The organism is Massilia sp. NP310 (assembly GCF_019443485.1).
GTDB lineage: Bacteria > Pseudomonadota > Gammaproteobacteria > Burkholderiales > Burkholderiaceae_D > Telluria > Telluria timonae.
The window spans coordinates 4,853,367-4,868,082 of the sequence record NZ_CP080379.1 but is presented as its reverse complement, the minus strand read 5'-3'; the positions used below and the strand labels follow the sequence as shown (position 1 = coordinate 4,868,082).

Annotated in this window: 13 protein-coding genes; 8 read left to right on the top strand and 5 right to left on the bottom strand. The window is 66.0% G+C overall.

Annotation, left to right across the window (positions count from 1 at the left end; all coding sequences use genetic code 11):
* The first annotated feature begins 174 nt into the window (after positions 1-174).
* Together KY496_RS27485 and KY496_RS21450 are read left to right on the top strand one after the other, a co-directional pair.
* Positions 175-612, top strand: a complete 438-nt coding sequence (locus KY496_RS27485; protein ID WP_219862353.1) for a BPSL0067 family protein — start codon at positions 175-177, stop codon at positions 610-612.
* The gene (locus tag KY496_RS21450; RefSeq protein ID WP_184238077.1) at positions 609-938 is read left to right on the top strand and encodes a hypothetical protein; all 330 of its coding nucleotides are present in this window, start codon (positions 609-611) and stop codon (positions 936-938) included. The genes KY496_RS27485 and KY496_RS21450 overlap by 4 nt, the downstream gene beginning before the upstream one ends.
* Positions 939-1,055: 117 nt before the next feature.
* Here KY496_RS21450 and KY496_RS21445 read toward each other — a convergent pair whose 3' ends face one another.
* The 3 genes from KY496_RS21445 to KY496_RS21435 all read right to left on the bottom strand — a co-directional run bounded on the left by KY496_RS21445 (position 1,056) and on the right by KY496_RS21435 (position 3,938).
* The gene (locus KY496_RS21445) at positions 1,056-3,002 is read right to left on the bottom strand and encodes an ATP-binding protein (RefSeq protein ID WP_219862351.1); all 1,947 of its coding nucleotides are present in this window, start codon (positions 3,000-3,002) and stop codon (positions 1,056-1,058) included.
* An 89-nt stretch (positions 3,003-3,091) separates the two neighbouring features.
* Positions 3,092-3,595: a hypothetical protein gene (locus KY496_RS21440; RefSeq protein ID WP_219862350.1), complete on the bottom strand. Its 504-nt coding sequence runs from the start codon at positions 3,593-3,595 to the stop codon at positions 3,092-3,094.
* 112 nt (positions 3,596-3,707) lie between these two features.
* Positions 3,708-3,938 (bottom strand): hypothetical protein, encoded by a 231-nt coding sequence (locus KY496_RS21435; RefSeq protein ID WP_219862348.1) that lies wholly within the window; start codon positions 3,936-3,938, stop codon positions 3,708-3,710.
* Positions 3,939-4,158: 220 nt separating this feature from the next.
* On the opposite strand from KY496_RS21435, the gene KY496_RS21430 reads away from it, so the two are divergent.
* The gene (locus KY496_RS21430; RefSeq protein WP_005663081.1) at positions 4,159-4,530 is read left to right on the top strand and encodes a hypothetical protein; all 372 of its coding nucleotides are present in this window, start codon (positions 4,159-4,161) and stop codon (positions 4,528-4,530) included.
* 48 nt (positions 4,531-4,578) lie between these two features.
* Here the strand turns inward: KY496_RS21430 and queC are convergent, their stop codons facing one another.
* Complete coding sequence (gene queC / locus KY496_RS21425) at positions 4,579-5,295, bottom strand: 7-cyano-7-deazaguanine synthase QueC (protein WP_005663083.1); 717 nt, start codon at positions 5,293-5,295, stop codon at positions 4,579-4,581.
* 158 nt (positions 5,296-5,453) lie between these two features.
* Here queC and KY496_RS21420 point away from each other — a divergent pair, with 158 nt between their 5' ends.
* The 3 genes from KY496_RS21420 to KY496_RS21410 are packed head-to-tail and all read left to right on the top strand — an operon-like array spanning position 5,454 to position 12,818.
* Positions 5,454-7,331: an autotransporter assembly complex family protein gene (locus KY496_RS21420; protein ID WP_219862346.1), complete on the top strand. Its 1,878-nt coding sequence runs from the start codon at positions 5,454-5,456 to the stop codon at positions 7,329-7,331.
* Positions 7,331-11,788 (top strand): translocation/assembly module TamB domain-containing protein, encoded by a 4,458-nt coding sequence (locus KY496_RS21415; protein WP_219862344.1) that lies wholly within the window; start codon positions 7,331-7,333, stop codon positions 11,786-11,788. The genes KY496_RS21420 and KY496_RS21415 overlap by 1 nt, the downstream gene beginning before the upstream one ends.
* A gap of 13 nt (positions 11,789-11,801) precedes the next feature.
* Positions 11,802-12,818 (top strand): RsiV family protein, encoded by a 1,017-nt coding sequence (locus KY496_RS21410; protein WP_219862342.1) that lies wholly within the window; start codon positions 11,802-11,804, stop codon positions 12,816-12,818.
* Here the strand turns inward: KY496_RS21410 and KY496_RS21405 are convergent.
* Complete coding sequence (locus KY496_RS21405; RefSeq protein WP_005663091.1) at positions 12,793-13,308, bottom strand: DUF6622 family protein; 516 nt, start codon at positions 13,306-13,308, stop codon at positions 12,793-12,795. The two genes, KY496_RS21410 and KY496_RS21405, sit on opposite strands and share 26 nt — an antisense overlap.
* A 146-nt stretch (positions 13,309-13,454) precedes the next feature.
* On the opposite strand from KY496_RS21405, the gene KY496_RS21400 reads away from it, so the two are divergent.
* Complete coding sequence (locus KY496_RS21400) at positions 13,455-13,754, top strand: hypothetical protein (protein ID WP_005663093.1); 300 nt, start codon at positions 13,455-13,457, stop codon at positions 13,752-13,754.
* A gap of 50 nt (positions 13,755-13,804) precedes the next feature.
* Positions 13,805-14,698 (top strand): LysR family transcriptional regulator, encoded by an 894-nt coding sequence (locus KY496_RS21395; RefSeq protein WP_219862341.1) that lies wholly within the window; start codon positions 13,805-13,807, stop codon positions 14,696-14,698.
* The last annotated feature ends 18 nt before the right edge of the window (positions 14,699-14,716 follow it).

The window sequence follows — 14,716 nt, the reverse complement described above, 5'->3', positions numbered from 1 at the left end:
TTGAAATTTCAAATTCACAAGCAATGGCAAGCGAACTTTATGATCTTGTCAAAAATATTGTGAGTGGTGGAAAGCCTTTTTGAGCCACATCATTAGCTACTGCTGACCTTGTTCAAGTAGAAATTTTGTCTTTACTGCAAGCTGTTCTAAACAACTTCGGCAAGGTGAAACACTATGAGGCCAGCAGTATACAGAGGCGACCTCGGTGAGCTTCTAGCTAAATACATGGGAAGACATGCGGGTCGGGATCAAGAATGTGCCGCGTTAGTTCAGACTGTTACTAACGTTGGACACACTAGCAGGTGGCAACCTGGGCCACGTGTTGTTGATCAAAATTACATAGAACCGGGAACTGTCATCGCTAATTTTGTGACAGAGAACGGACAGTCAAGGTATCCAAACCGTAGTGGTTGGCATGTAGCTATCTTCCTAGATTTCGGTCCAAGATATGTAAACGGGGGCTATGCAAACATTTGGGTCTTAGATCAGTGGCGTGGTTCATCAGGTGTAGCTAGAAGAAGTAAGAAAGCATTCTCAAGAGAAGAAGCTAGAAGAAATAATGTAAGAGCTTCTAACAATGCTAATGAATACTATATTGTGCTAGTGCCATGAAAAATATTCTTCTCGCCCTTGTGCTCTTGTCTTCTAATTCCTTTGCTCAAACATTAGAATGTCCTTCAAAATCTGGCAAAGATAAATTGCATGATGCTAGTGCATACTTTGACGACAAAATCAGTGAGATACAAGGTGGATTCATAGAGAAAAAAAACGGCTATGATTTGACCTTGCCTCTCAATGTCAAGTATCTAGCATGTGACTACAAAAACAACAAGAAAGTTTGGAAAGAATTCACACCGGAAAAAGAAGTCAAGAACTGCACCATGGAAGTTAGAGAGAAAACGAACGGCAACAAGACAGCAAAGCTTTATTGCAAATAAATTCAGTTAGCAAACTACAAGCCCTTTTGGGTGGCTTTTTTAAGATTTAAATGTAATAACAACTCAGAATAAGTTACATGTACACACTCGCACTGCTACGGCACCGGATTGCTTTCATCACTTAGTCTTGCGCTGCGACTGCGGAAACCGCAAGTGATACCGCAACCCCTCCCCCGGCGCACTCTCCACCCTGACCGTCCCGCCCAGCGCCCCCGTCACCAGGTTGTACAGGATATGCGCCCCCAATCCGCTCCCACCCGTCCCACGTTTGGTGGTAAAGAACGGATCGAACAGCTTGTCCAGCGTGTCCTTGTCCATCCCCGCCCCATCGTCGGTATAGTCGAGCACCACCCAGCCATCTTGTTCGACCGCCGCGCGCACCGTAATATTGCCCGGCTGGTCACGCTCGAACCCATGCACCAGCGAATTCATCACCATATTGGTGACGATCTGCGACACCGCCCCCGGATAACTGTCCAGCACCAGATCCTTCGGGCAGTCGACGTCCACCTTCACCGGCCGCCCTTTCAGCTTCGGCTGCAGTGACAGCAGCACTTCCTTCAAGTACGCGTCCAGATTGAAGCTGCGGATATCGCCCGACGACTGATCGACCGCCACCTGCTTGAAGCTGCGCACGAGCGCCGCCGCGCGCTGGGTATTGGTGGTCATGATGCGCAGCGACTGGTCGACCACGTCGAAGAAGGTGGCCAGGCTCTCTTCGGTCATCTCGCCCGCCGCCAGTTCTTCGCGCGTGAGCTTGAGTTCCTGCACCAGGTGGCTGGTCGCCGTCACGCAAATGCCCAGCGGGGTATTGATCTCGTGCGCCACGCCCGCCACCAGCCGTCCCAGCGACGCCAGCTTTTCCTGGCGCACCAGTTCCGATTGCGCCTCCTGCAGCGCGTGCAGGGCGTCATTCAGCGCCGCATTCTGCTGCTCCAGTTCCTGCTTGGCCTTGCGGATCTTGCGATCGGCCTGCATGCGCGCGATCGCCACCGCCACGTGGCTGGCCATGAAGGCCAGCAGATCCAGCTCGGCCTTGGTATAGACGATGGCCGGGTCGTAGCTCTGCACCACGATCACGCCATACGGCTTGTCGTGGACCAGCATCGGCGCCCCCATCCAGCTCGCGATCTCGGTATTGCCGAGGGGTTCGGTGACGATGCCGTTGGCCACCAGCTGGCGGAAGCTCCCCAGGTCGTGCAGCTGCGCCTGCTTGCTCGACAAGACGTAGGAGCACATGGCCTTGCCGAACGGGAAGCGCTGCAGCGGCGGCGTGCTGTCCTTCTGGTCGACGAAATACGGGATGCTGATTTCTTCGGTGTCGGGGTGATAAAGCGCGATCAGGAAGTTGTCGGCCACCATCAGCTCGCCGATGATTCCGTGCAGGCTCGCGCTCAGGGCGTCGGTGTCGAGCGCCTGGGCCGACAGGTCGGCGATCTGGTACAGCGCGTGCTGCACCTTCTCGGCGCGCCCGCGCTCGGCCACTTCGTGGGCCAGCGCCGCGGTGCGCGCCGAGACTGCGCGCTCCAGCCGCTCCACGCTCTGCAAGCCCTGCAGCGCGTTGGACACGTGGTTGGCGATCAGGGCGAACAGCGCCTGGTCTTCCGCGCTGTAGGTCTGGTCGGGGGAATAGCTCTGGATGACGATCGCCCCCAGCGCCTGGTGGTTCTGGTCCAGCAGCGGGCAGGCGACGAAGTGCTCCGGCACGCTGCCGCTGCCCCAGCGCCCGCTATTCTTCAGGCGTTCGTGGAAATCGGCGGCCGTCAACACCAGGGTCTGGCGGTTGAGCAGCACCCAGGCCGTTGGCGACTGCTCGGGCGAGGCCAGCGTGATGCGCTCGTTCGGATCGCGGCTGCCGTCGGCCTCGTCGACGAAATAAGGGAAGCGCACCGTACCGTCTTCGCGGTCGGCCAGCGCGACGTAGAAATTGGCCGCATACATGATGCGGCCCAGCGCCCGGTGCACGGCCTCGATGAATGCGGTGATGTCGCTGCAGCTGGTCGATAATTGCCCGATCTCGAGCAGCATCGACTGGACCGCTTCCAGCCGGTCAAGACGTTCCATGCTTCCCCCACGTAATCAGAAAATGCGTAGAGGAAATAGTAGCAGCTTGCCGCTAGCCGCAGCAGCCTGCGGCAAGTAAATGTCGTTTTTCAGCGCGGGGCGCGGAAATCGTTCTCGATCCAGGCCAGGGCCGAGGCCTGGGTCAGCTTGAAGGTCGGGGCCACGCGCACCTTCGCCACCTGCTCGCCCATCTCGTCCGTCGCGGCCAGCATGGCATAGGGGTCGTCGTCGTCCGGCACGATGTCGAGCGTCACTTTCAGCTCGCCCTCGCCGGTCGACACGAACAGGTTCTTGTGCAGGATCGCGTGCATGTGCTGCTCGTGGCGGCGGATCACCTCGGACGCAGTCTTGATCAGCGTGTTGAAGGCATTGACGTCGAGCGGCTTCGGGTTCTTCTTGTCGCGGCCCATGGTCCAGGGACCGACCAGGGCCGGTTCCGGCTCGCCGTCCTTGTACATGGCCACGGCCCAGCCTTCGTCGTCGTCGTTCTTGATCACGCGCGCGGTCCAGCCATTGCCCTGCCACAGGCGCGGCTCCTGCACCGGGCCGGCTTCCTGTTCTTCGTCGTCGTGATCGTGGGTCTGGTCGTTCATCTGCTTCCTTCGGCGGGCTCGCGCCCAAAACCACGATCATAGAGGAAACGGGACCCGTGAAAAAGCCCGCACAGGCAAGCAATGCGGGCTTTTGTGGACTGACTCGACAATATCAGGCCGGGCAGTCGTCGACGATGCGCGGACAGCGCCAATCGGGGCCTGGCGGCGGCACGATCGGCGGACCCACGGGGATGGGCCGCGGGTCGCCGTTTGGCGCCGGCGTATGCCGGTTGAACGGATTGATGATGATCGGCGGTATCGCGGGCGGCGCCGATGGCGGATTCTTGGCGCCGCCGCCGGCGTGGGCAAGCTCGCCCCGGATTCCATGAAATACAGCGTACATAGGCTCCCCTTGTAACAGAGAGAACCAGTATAGGAAACGCGGCAGGCTTTACAAGAAAAAAATTGCCGGCAGTTCTGCCTGACCCCGCCTATGCACGTTTCGTCCCGCAAAACGCGCGGCCTGTCGCATGCAGGTGGCCGCGCCGCGCCTGGAGGCCTACAGTTCGAGCATGCAAGAACAAAACGTTCATCCAACTACTACCCCAACCGCGAGGACCGCCATGAAAAAATACGCCCCCTACATCATCCTGTTCCTGTTCGCCGCGCTGCTGTTCAACAGCTGGGGCAACGACATGACGATGCACTTCGACGGCGACGAAATCGACGGCCCGCTGGGCTGGATGCTGGCCACCCTGTTCGCGGGCGGCGGCGCCTTGCTGGCGCTGTTCATCACCATCATGGTGGGCGTGCTGCTGGCGGTGGTGTTCGCCGGCGTCGGCGTGATGCTGCTGGGTTCGCTGGGCATTGGCGCCATCGTCCTGGCGCTGGCCATCTCGCCGCTGCTGCTGCCGCTCGTGATTCCGGTGGCGCTGGTCTGGTACCTGATGAGCCGCTCGCGCAAGGTCAATCTCGAAAAAACCGCGACCGCCTGAACGTCGTCACGATTTCCTCTGTTGGCCGGGGTTCTCCCCCGGCCTTTTTTATGACTGCTTGCGCGCCACGTACTGCTCGTAGCCGCGCGCGCGCAGGGCGCAGGCCGGGCAGGCGCCGCAGCCGTGGCCCCAGGGATGCGCGTCGCCGCGCTCGCCCAGGTAGCAGGTGTGGGTGTCGAAGCGGATCAGGTCCACCAGCGCGTCGCCGCCCTCCTGCTGCGCCAGTTCCCAGGTCTGCGCCTTGTCGATCCACATCAGCGGGGTCTCGACCTTCAGGCGCGTCGCCATGCCCAGGTTGAGCGCCACCTGCAGCGCCTTCATGGTGTCGTCGCGGCAGTCCGGATAGCCCGAGAAATCGGTCTCGCACATGCCGCCCACCAGCACGTTCAGGCCGCGCCGGTAGGCCACCGTGGCCGCCACCGTCATGAACATCAGGTTGCGGCCAGGCACGAAAGTGTTCGGCAAGCCGTTTTCCTGCATGGCGATCTCAACATTGCTGGTCAAAGCCGTGTCAGAGATTTGCGCGATCAGCGACAGGTCGATCATGTGGTCGTCGCCCAGCCGCGCATCCCAGCCGGGATTGAGCGCGCGCAGCTTCGACAGCAGGGTTGGGCGCACCTCCAGCTCGATCGCGTGGCGCTGGCCATAATCGAAACCGATCGTCTCGACCCGCGCATAGCGCTGCAGCGCCCAGGCGAGGCAGGTGGTGGAGTCTTGGCCGCCGCTGAACAGGACGAGCGCGGTGTCGGAAGATGGAGTGGTCATGGTGTGAAAGGCAAGAACTGTGATCGACAAGCGGGGCATTCTGTCACAGATTGCCGGCACCGTGTGCGAGCCGGCCCGAGGTGCACGCACAACATTCCGTGGCGGCATCGAGTTTGCCAATCAGTTAAGATGCGAACGAGTATTCTCAGTGGAGCGCCATGTTGTCACCTCGATCGATTCCCCGCCCGCGTCCCCTGTCCCAGCTCGTGCGCCATGCGCTGGTGGGATTGGGCGCATTGTTTTTCGCCACGGCCGTGTATGCACAAGCGACACCGGAAAACGCGCAGGCGGTCGACTATACGGTACGCATCGATGCCCCCCGCGCACTCGAAGAATTGCTCGAAGATAACCTCGACCTGATGCGCTGGCGCGGCAATGCGCGGGTCGACCTCGAACAATTGCAGCGCCTGGTGAAAGAAGCGCCCGAACAGGCGCGCACACTGATCGCCACCGAGGGTTATTACTCGCCCAAGGTCTCGGCCGGCCTGGATACCAGCGGCGCGCGGCCGGTGGCGCGCGTCATCGTCGATCCCGGCCAGCCGGTGCTGGTGGGCGACGTCGACCTGGTGCTGCAGGGCTTTGTCCCGTTCGAGGAAGGCGGCGCGCCGTTCGACGCCAATGCCTTGCGCAACCGCTGGACCCTGCCGGTCGGCAGCCAGTTCCGCCAGGCCGACTGGGAAAGCGCCAAGAGCGGCCTGCTGCGCGACGTGGCCCAGACCCGCTTCCCGCGCGCGCGCCTGGTCGAGACCAGCGCCACGGTCGATCCGGATTCGCGCCGCGCCCTGCTGCGCGTGGTGATCGATTCCGGCCCCGAGATGCGCTTCGGCGAGCTGCGCATCCGCGGCCTCAAGCGCTATCCGCGCGAGGTCATCACCAACCTCAACAAGATCAATCCGGGCGACGAGTACAGCGAAGCCGCCCTGCAGGCCCTGCAGTCGCGGGTGCAGGACACCGGCTACTTCAGCAGCGTCGAGGTCAGCACCGACATGCGCGCCGTGCTCAATGCCGAGATCGCCGACATCAGGGAAGACGCCGACGACGACGCCAACCCGGCGACGCCGGAGCGTCCCACCGGCCCCACGACCCTGCCGGTGGTGGTGCGGGTCACGGAGAACAAGCAGAAGAACGTCGAGGCCGGCCTAGGCTTCTCGACCGACACCGGCGCCCGCGCCTCGCTGGGCTACGACGACCTGAACGTGTTCGGCAAGCGCTTCAAGAGCGACCTGATCTACGAACAGAAGCGCCAGACCGCCAAGGGCGAATTCTTCTGGCCGACCTCGTCCAAAGGCCATAACGACAGCGTCAGCGCCGGCGTCGAGCGCGAAGACCTGCGCGGCGAGATCACGACGCTGACCAGCGTTGCCGCGCGCCGCAGCTGGGGTTCGCCGCTGCTCGAGCGCAGCCTGACCTTCGAAGCGCTGACCGAGAAACGCGAAGTCGAAGGCCTCGAGCCCACCCGCGCCAAAAGCCTGCCGCTCACCTACAGCATCACCCGGCGCAAGCTGGACAGCCTGATCCAGCCGACCAACGGCTATGTGTGGAACGCCCAGTTCGGCGGCGCCGTGCTGCCGATCCTGACCGACGAAAAATTCCTGCGCCTGTACCTGCGCGGCATCTATTACAAGCCGGTCGGCGCCGCCGGCACCCTGATCCTGCGCGGCGAGACCGGCGCCGTGGCCTCGAAAGAGAAGCTGGGCGTGCCGAGCACCTTCCTGTTCCGCGCCGGCGGCGACCAGTCGGTGCGCGGCTACGGCTACCAGGAACTGGGCGTGCAGGAGAACGGCGCCACCGTCGGCGGGCGCTACCTGGCCACCGCCAGCGCCGAATACCAGTACTGGTTCAAGCCGCCCTGGGGCGTGGCCGTGTTCTACGACGTCGGCAACGCCGCCGACAAGTTCGGCGACCTCAATCCCAAGTCGGGCTACGGCGTCGGCGCGCGCTGGCGCAGCCCGGTCGGCCCGATCAATGTCGACCTGGCCTATGGCCACGCGGTGCGCAAGGCGCGCCTGCACTTCTCACTTGGATTCACGTTCTGATGGATACCCCTGAAAACCACCAGGCGCCGGCGCCTGACCAGCCTCAGGCTCATAAAACCCGCCGCTGGCCGCGCCGCGTGGCGATCGGCGTCGTCGCCACCGGCGTCATCGTCGGCGGCGCGCTGTGGTATCTCGGCCGCGAGACGACCCTGCAAATGATCGTCCAGCGCGTGGCCGACGCCACCGGCGGCAAGCTCACCGTCACTGGCGTCACCGGTTCGATCTACGGCGCCATGCACATCGAGCGCCTGGTGTGGCGCACCGACCAACAGATCGTCACGGCGGTCAAGATCGACGTCGACTGGTCGCCGTCGCAGATCCTGTCGGGCGGCATCCTGGTCGACAAGCTGTGGGCCGCCAGCGTGCGCATGCAGACGCTGAAGGAAACCGACGAACCCTCGGTGCTGCCGGCGAGCCTCGCGCCGCCGTTCCGGATCGAAGCCGACGACGCCCGGCTGAACCGCCTGACGATGGTGAACGTCGCGGGCGCCGAAACGACGATCGACAATATCCGCGTGCGCGCCAAGGGCGACAAGCGCAGCTGGGTGGTGCAGGATGCCGCGGCCAGCACGCCCTGGGGCCAGGTGGCGGCCAACGCCACGCTCGGCGCCCAGCGCCCGTTCAAGATCGAGGCCTCGGGCAGCCTCACGCAATCGCAGGCCAGCGCCGGCGCGCGCGCCGCCCAGCTGCAACTGAAGGTGGGCGGCGACATCGAGAACGCGACCCAGATCGACGCCACCGGCCAGGCCGGGCGCGCCATCGGCGACGCCCACTTCACCATTTCGCCCTACGCCGAGATTCCGCTGCGCGCGCTGCGCATCAATGGGCGCAACCTCGATCCGGGCTTCTTCAATCCCGCACTGCCGACCGCCGACCTGACCCTGGCCGTGGCCGGCAAACTGGACGCCAACCGCAATATCAGCGGCAGCGTCGACATCACCAATATCGGGCCGGAAGGCACGATCGACCAGCAACGCCTGCCGCTGCGCGCCGCGCGCGGCCAGCTGGGCGGCAGCCTGGACGCGGTGCGCATCTCCGACGTGCTGCTCGACTTCGGCGCCGCCGGCAAGTTCACCGGCACCGGAGGCGTCCAGCGCGAAAAGGACGAGGAAGGCATCGGCAGCGCTCGCTTCACCCTGCAGACCGAGCGCTTCAACCTGCGCGAAGTGCATTCGGCCATGAAGCCGACCGCGATCAAGGGCAGCATTGCGGTCACCAACGAGGCCACGCGCCAGACGCTGGAAGCCAACCTGCTTGACGCCGGCCTGCGCCTGGCCGCCCTGGCGACCCTGGAAAACAACGTCGCGACGCTCAAGGAAGCACGCCTGACCGCGGGCCGCGGCAGCGTCACCGCCAGCGGCAGCATGAACCTCGAGGGCGACAAGGCCTTCAAGGCCACGGCCAGCGCAAACCGCTTCGACCCGTCGGCCTTCGGCGACCTGCCGGTAGCCGACATCAACGCCACGATCAATGCCGCGGGCGCGCTCAGCCCCGAATGGAAGGTCGACGCCGATTTCGCGGTGCGCCAGAGCCGCCTGATGAACCAGGCGTTGTCCGGCAGCGGCAAGCTGAGCGCCGATGCGAAGCGCATCAGCGGCATCGACGCCAACCTGGCGCTGGGCCAGAACAAGGTCGATCTGAAGGGCGCGTTCGGCGGGGCCGGCGACCGCCTGAACTGGCGCCTCGACGGCCGCCAGTTGGCGGCGGTGCGCAGCGACCTGTATGGCGCGGTCACCGCCAACGGCGTCGTCAGCGGCACCATGGAAGCGCCGCGCACCACCTTCGAGGTCAATGCGCACGACCTGGGCTGGGTCGCGGCCCAGCGCAAGAACGGCAGCGGCGTGCTGCGCGCCAGCGGCGAAGCCTGGCTCGGCGGACCGGAAAATGCGCGCGCGGTCGAGGTCAAGGCCAGCGGCAGCACGCAACGGTTCAACCCGGCGGCCTTCGGCTCTCCGCTGGCCGGCAACATCAATTCGACCTTCAGCGGCAGCGGCCGCGCCGGCGCCGACTGGCGCGGCGCGCTCGACTTCAGGCTGGCCGACGATTCGACCCTGGCCAAGTCGCCGCTGCGCGGCCATGCGCGCCTGACGGCCGACCGCCGCCACGTGTCGAATGCCGACGTCGACCTGCGCATCGGCCCGAACGTGATCGCCGCCACCGGCGCCTTCGGCCTGGCGCGCGACACGCTGAACTGGAAGATCGACGCGCCGCAGCTGGCGGCGCTCGGCCCCGAATTCGGCGGCGCGCTGCGCGGCTCGGGCGCCTTGTCCGGCACCATGGACACGCCGTCGCTCAGCGCCAGCATCGAGGGCCAGAACCTCAAGGCGCTGGGCACGCATAATGTGCGCTCGCTGCGCGCCAGCGCCAACCTCGGTTCCGGCCGCGGCGCGGCCGATCCGCTGGTCAGCAACGTGGAGGTGCTCGACTACGTCAGCGGCGAGACGCGCGTGGCGTCGGTGCGCCTGCAAACCGAGGGCACGCGCGGCGCCCACGTCGTCAAGCTGTCGGCGTTGGGCGACGCCTTCGACGCCAATACCGAAATCCGCGGCGGCTTCAACCGCGACACCTGGAGCGGCACGCTGGCCGCGCTGCAGAACCGCGGCCGCTACGCCATGCGCCTGCAGAATCCGGTGCCGGTCACGATCGCCGGCGCGCCCGGCTCCGGCATGAAAGGCCTGGCCAGCCCGGAACGCATCGCCTTCAATGGCGCCGTGATTGCCCTGCCGAACGGCAGCATCACGGTCGACACGCTCACCAAGGACGGCCCGCGCTGGAGCAGCCGCGGCCACGCCGACAAGGTGCCGCTCACCTACCTGGCGCAGTTCTCCCCTGCCCTGGCCGACAACGCACGCGGCGACCTGACGCTGGGCGCCGCCTGGTCAGTCGACATGCGCGCGCCTGTCGCCAACGGCGCCGCGCCTTCGCTGGCCGGCAACGTGCGCGTGTTCCGCGAAGCCGGCGACGCCATCGTTGGCGGCGACACCCCGGTGCCGCTCGGCCTGCGCCGGCTGGAAGCGTCCGCCGAAGTGGTCGGGAGCGGCCTGCGCGTGAACCTGGACTTCGACGGCGCCCGCACCGGCGTGGCGAAAGTCGAGGCGAATGCCCAGATGCTGAACGGCCGCCTGGAAAGCGACAGCCCGCTGCGCATGACGGCCAATGCCGACATCCCGTCGATCGCCTGGCTGGCCTCGCTGGCCGGCCAGCCAGGGCTGGAGCTCGACGGCGCGCTGCGCCTGGCCATGACGGGCGGCGGCACCATCGGCCGCCCCAGCCTGAACGGCAACCTCGATGGCGACAAGCTCGCGGTGCGCTGGGCCGAACAGGGCGTGCGCCTGCAGAACGGCCAGTTGCGCGCCCAGCTCGGCGGCGACCAGCTGCGGGTGGCGCGCCTGACCTTCCAGGGTCGCCAGGGCAGCGCCGCCGCCAGCGGCTTCGTGCGCTTCGCCGACGGCGCGCCGACCATGGACGTGCGACTGAACATGGACAAGCTGGAAGCGCTGTCGCGTCCCGACCGCACCCTGATCATGAGCGGCCAGGCTTCGCTGGTGCGCGACGCCAGCCGCTTCGCGCTGGAGGGTAAATTCCGCGCCGACCGCGCGCTGATCGAATTTGCGCCGCAGGGCCGGCCGACCATCTCGGACGACGTCATCGTGCTGGGCCGCGGCGCCGAGACGAAAACGCCGGCCACCAAGGAAAAGGAAGTGCCGCTCACGGTCGACCTCGCGGCCGACCTGGGCGACGACTTCCACGTGCGCGCCATGGGCATCGACGCCTACCTGGCCGGCAGCGCACGGGTGCGCATGACGGGCGCCGGCCAGCCGCGCATCAATGGAACGATCCGCGCGGTGAACGGCACCTACGCCGCCTACGGCCAGAACCTGTCGATCGAGCGCGCGGTGCTGACTTTCAGCGGCCCCTACGACAACCCCTCGCTCGACATCCTGGCGGTGCGCAAGCGCCCCGAAGGCGAACAGCTCTCGGAAACCAACGTCGAAGCCGGCGTGCAGGTGCGCGGCACCGCGCAATCGCCCACGGCGCGCCTGGTGTCGACGCCGAACGTGTCGGACAGCGACAAGCTGTCCTGGCTGGTGCTGGGCCACAGCATGGAAGCGGCCAGCGGCGACCAGAAAGGCGTGCTGACGGCCGCCGCCGGCGCCCTGCTGGGCGGCAGCGGCGGCACCGGCGGCATCCAATCGAAGCTCGCGAACTCGCTGGGCGTGGATGAGCTGGGGCTCAAGCAGGGCGCCGGCGGCGGCGATTCGTCGGGCCTGGAAAGCACCGTGGTCACGGTCGGCAAGCGCATTTCGTCGCGCGCCTACCTGAGCTTCGAGCAGGGCACCAGCACCGCCTCGAGCCTGGTGCGCCTGCGCTACAAGCTCACGCCGCGCATCGCATTGCAGTTCCAGACCGGGACCAATAGCGCGCTCGACGTGCTGTATTCCTGGGCCTTCGATTAAGGACGGGGCGGGAGTGAGAGCGGCCGCCTGCCTCCTTCCCGCGCTGCTGGCGCTCGCCTTGCCTGCGACGGCGCAAGACCATGGCGACCTGCTGCGCTCGCCCGAGCGCATCGAATGGGAGGCCGGCGGCCTGTACCAGGGCCGCCTCGCGGACGGCGCCCTGTTCCAGGTCGCGCTGGCCTACCCCGCGCTTGGCGGACTGCCGGGCGACGCGGCCAGGATCATGGCCAGCGCTTTCTGGTTCGCGCGCGACTACACGGGCAAGGCCCGTACCCTGGCGCTGCTCAAGGCGCCGCCGGGCGCAATGGAGCTGGCTCCCGTGCTCGACTCCGGAGCCCAGGGGCCGGAGCGGTTCGCGGTCGACCTCGACGCCGACCGGCGCGGCGGCAAGGGCAGCTGGCGCCAGGCGCAAGACAAGCCAGCGCAGTCGTTCTCGTTGAAGCGCATCGTGGCCTACCGTGCGGTAGCCCTCACCCGGCCATCGCCGCAGGCCCAGGCCGAGGGCTCGGACCAGCCATTCGTGTTTTCCGCCGTGTTCCCGGTATTCCGTGACGCGGCGCTGGACGCCTGGGTGCGCGAGATGGCTGGCCGCTGCGACGCCGACCTCGAATGCACGAACAAGGTCGTGGTGCGCTGGCATTCGAAGGGCCAGCTGTCGCTCGACGCCAGCGCCTGGACCTTCGGCTACGGCGCCGCCCACGGCAACTACCGCTCATCGATGCGTCACTATGCGCTCGGCGGCGGCAAGGCCGTGCATACCCGCTTCACGGGCTTCGTCGACGCCGCCACGGCCTGTCGTGACAAGGTCTCGGCGGCGCTCGTGGCCAGGCTGGCCGCGCAAGGACTGTCGTGGGCCGAGCAGGGCGCGCTGGACATGTTCAAGGAGCCCAAGTTCATTCCCCTGCCATCCGGCATCGAGTTCCACTGGGATCCGTATGAGGTGGGCAGCTTCGCCCAGGGCATCCCGAGCGTGTTCCTGCCCCGCGCCGAACTGGAAGGCTGCGTCAGGAACCTGCCGCACGGCGATTGAAGCAAGCCGCGGGCGTCAAACCGACGTCGCGCAGCAGGCGGCCCAGGAAATAGCCGTTGAAGACGCCGAACATGGCGCAGACCGCCATCACCACCATCCCATGGCCTGCCAGGTCGGGGCGCACGGCCAGCAGCACCGAAGTGACGTACTTGAGCGCGAAGATCGACAGCATCAGCAGCAGCGGGACGACGCTCCCGGCCACGCGCACCCGGCCCGGCGCGCTGCCGGGCGCCACGCGCACGCGGCCGAAGCGCCAGGACAGCAGCGCGGCCGCCGCGAAGGCCGTCATCCATGCCGCCAGCACGGTCGCCCCGAACCCGAACTTGAGCGCGATATCGTGCAGGGACAGGACGAGCATCACCAGCGGCAGCACGAACATCCGGCGCAGGGCGATCTCGCGCCCGCGCAGTTCGGCGACGCCGCGCCACACGAGGAAGGCGAGGATGGCCCAGACGTAGAAAGGGGTGTGGCTCAGGATCTGGATCAGCATGGCGCTCTCCGGCAAGTGGTTGGAAGTGACGCCAGTATCCCGACCTTGCGCCCGCAGCGCGCGGCGATGCGACGAAGCGCCGCCGGCGCGGCGCGAAACGCATGTGCGCGGCGCGAAATTCAGCGCGGCCGGGTAGAATTTCGCGCATGCCACGCAAAACTCCCATCTTTCCTGGCCCGCGCACCGCGCGCGGCGCCGTGCTGGCCGTCCTGCTGTCGGGCGCCGACCAGGCCGGCGCCGAACCGCTGCGCGGCCGCGTGACCCTGGCCGCCATCGTCCGCGCGCTCAAGCGCAAATACCACTGGCCGATCGACACTACGAGCTTCCCGTCCAATGCCGCCGACGGCCGCGCCACCTGGGCCACGGTCTATAGCCTGCCGCAGGACGTGATCGACGCGGCGCTCGATGCCAAGGGCCGCGACTGGCTCAAGAGCGCACATCCATAAATTTTACTCATGGATGTGCGGGGCAATTGATGTTGCTGTATCATCAATCAATGGCCCGTGACAATATCAACGACATCCTCGTCTTCCTCGCCGTTGCCCGCGAGCGCAGCTTCACGCGCGCCGCGGCGAAACTCGGCATGACCCAGTCGGCGCTCAGCCACATCGTGCGCTCGCTCGAAGCGCGCCTGGGCGTGCGCCTGCTCACGCGCACCACCCGCAGCGTGTCGCCGACCGAGGCCGGCGAGCGCCTGCTGCAGAACGTCGGCCCGCGGCTGGAAGAAATCGAGGCCGAGATCACGGCCGTCAGCGACCTGGGCGACAAGCCGGCCGGCACCATCCGCATCACCGCGATCGACCACGTGATCGACACGATCCTGTGGCCGCGCATCGCGCCGCTGCTGCCGCAATACCCCGACCTGCACGTCGAGATCAGCTCCGACTACCGCCTGATCGACATCGCCGCCGAGCGCTACGACATCGGCGTGCGCCACGGCGACCAGCTCGAGAAGGACATGATCGGCGTGCGCCTGACGAACGAGGTGCCGATGCGGATCGTCGGCGCGCCCGCCTATTTCGAGCGGCGCCCAAGGCCGACCTCGCTGCAGGAGCTCATGAAGCACAACTGCATCACCTTGCGCCTGCCCAGCAGCGGCGGGCTGTATGCGTGGGAGCTGGCGCACGAAGGCCAGCCGCTGGAAGCGCGCGTGCGCGGGCAGTCGGTGTTCACCAACGTCTACCACATGCTGGACGCCGCATTGCACGGCGTCGGGATCGCCTTCCTGCCCGGGAGCCTGGTCGATCCGCACCTGGAGGCGGGACGGCTGGTCAGCGTGATGGACGATTGGTGCGTACCCTTCGAACCCCTCCACGCCTTCTATCCCAGCCGCCGCCACTCCTCGCGCGCGCTGATGCTGGTGATCGACGCCATCCGCTTCAAGGAGTGAAGCGGACGGCGCCCTGGT

What these genes read in the sequence shown, in the direction of transcription:
- KY496_RS27485 (WP_219862353.1), top strand. Translation starts at nt 175, where the DNA reads ATGAGGCCAGCAGTATACAGAGGCGACCTCGGTGAGCTTCTAGCTAAA.
- KY496_RS21450 (WP_184238077.1), top strand. Translation starts at nt 609, where the DNA reads ATGAAAAATATTCTTCTCGCCCTTGTGCTCTTGTCTTCTAATTCCTTT.
- KY496_RS21445 (WP_219862351.1), bottom strand. Translation starts at nt 3,002, where the DNA reads ATGGAACGTCTTGACCGGCTGGAAGCGGTCCAGTCGATGCTGCTCGAG.
- KY496_RS21440 (WP_219862350.1), bottom strand. Translation starts at nt 3,595, where the DNA reads ATGAACGACCAGACCCACGATCACGACGACGAAGAACAGGAAGCCGGC.
- KY496_RS21435 (WP_219862348.1), bottom strand. Translation starts at nt 3,938, where the DNA reads ATGTACGCTGTATTTCATGGAATCCGGGGCGAGCTTGCCCACGCCGGC.
- KY496_RS21430 (WP_005663081.1), top strand. Translation starts at nt 4,159, where the DNA reads ATGAAAAAATACGCCCCCTACATCATCCTGTTCCTGTTCGCCGCGCTG.
- queC (WP_005663083.1), bottom strand. Translation starts at nt 5,295, where the DNA reads ATGACCACTCCATCTTCCGACACCGCGCTCGTCCTGTTCAGCGGCGGC.
- KY496_RS21420 (WP_219862346.1), top strand. Translation starts at nt 5,454, where the DNA reads ATGTTGTCACCTCGATCGATTCCCCGCCCGCGTCCCCTGTCCCAGCTC.
- KY496_RS21415 (WP_219862344.1), top strand. Translation starts at nt 7,331, where the DNA reads ATGGATACCCCTGAAAACCACCAGGCGCCGGCGCCTGACCAGCCTCAG.
- KY496_RS21405 (WP_005663091.1), bottom strand. Translation starts at nt 13,308, where the DNA reads ATGCTGATCCAGATCCTGAGCCACACCCCTTTCTACGTCTGGGCCATC.
- KY496_RS21400 (WP_005663093.1), top strand. Translation starts at nt 13,455, where the DNA reads ATGCCACGCAAAACTCCCATCTTTCCTGGCCCGCGCACCGCGCGCGGC.
- KY496_RS21395 (WP_219862341.1), top strand. Translation starts at nt 13,805, where the DNA reads ATGGCCCGTGACAATATCAACGACATCCTCGTCTTCCTCGCCGTTGCC.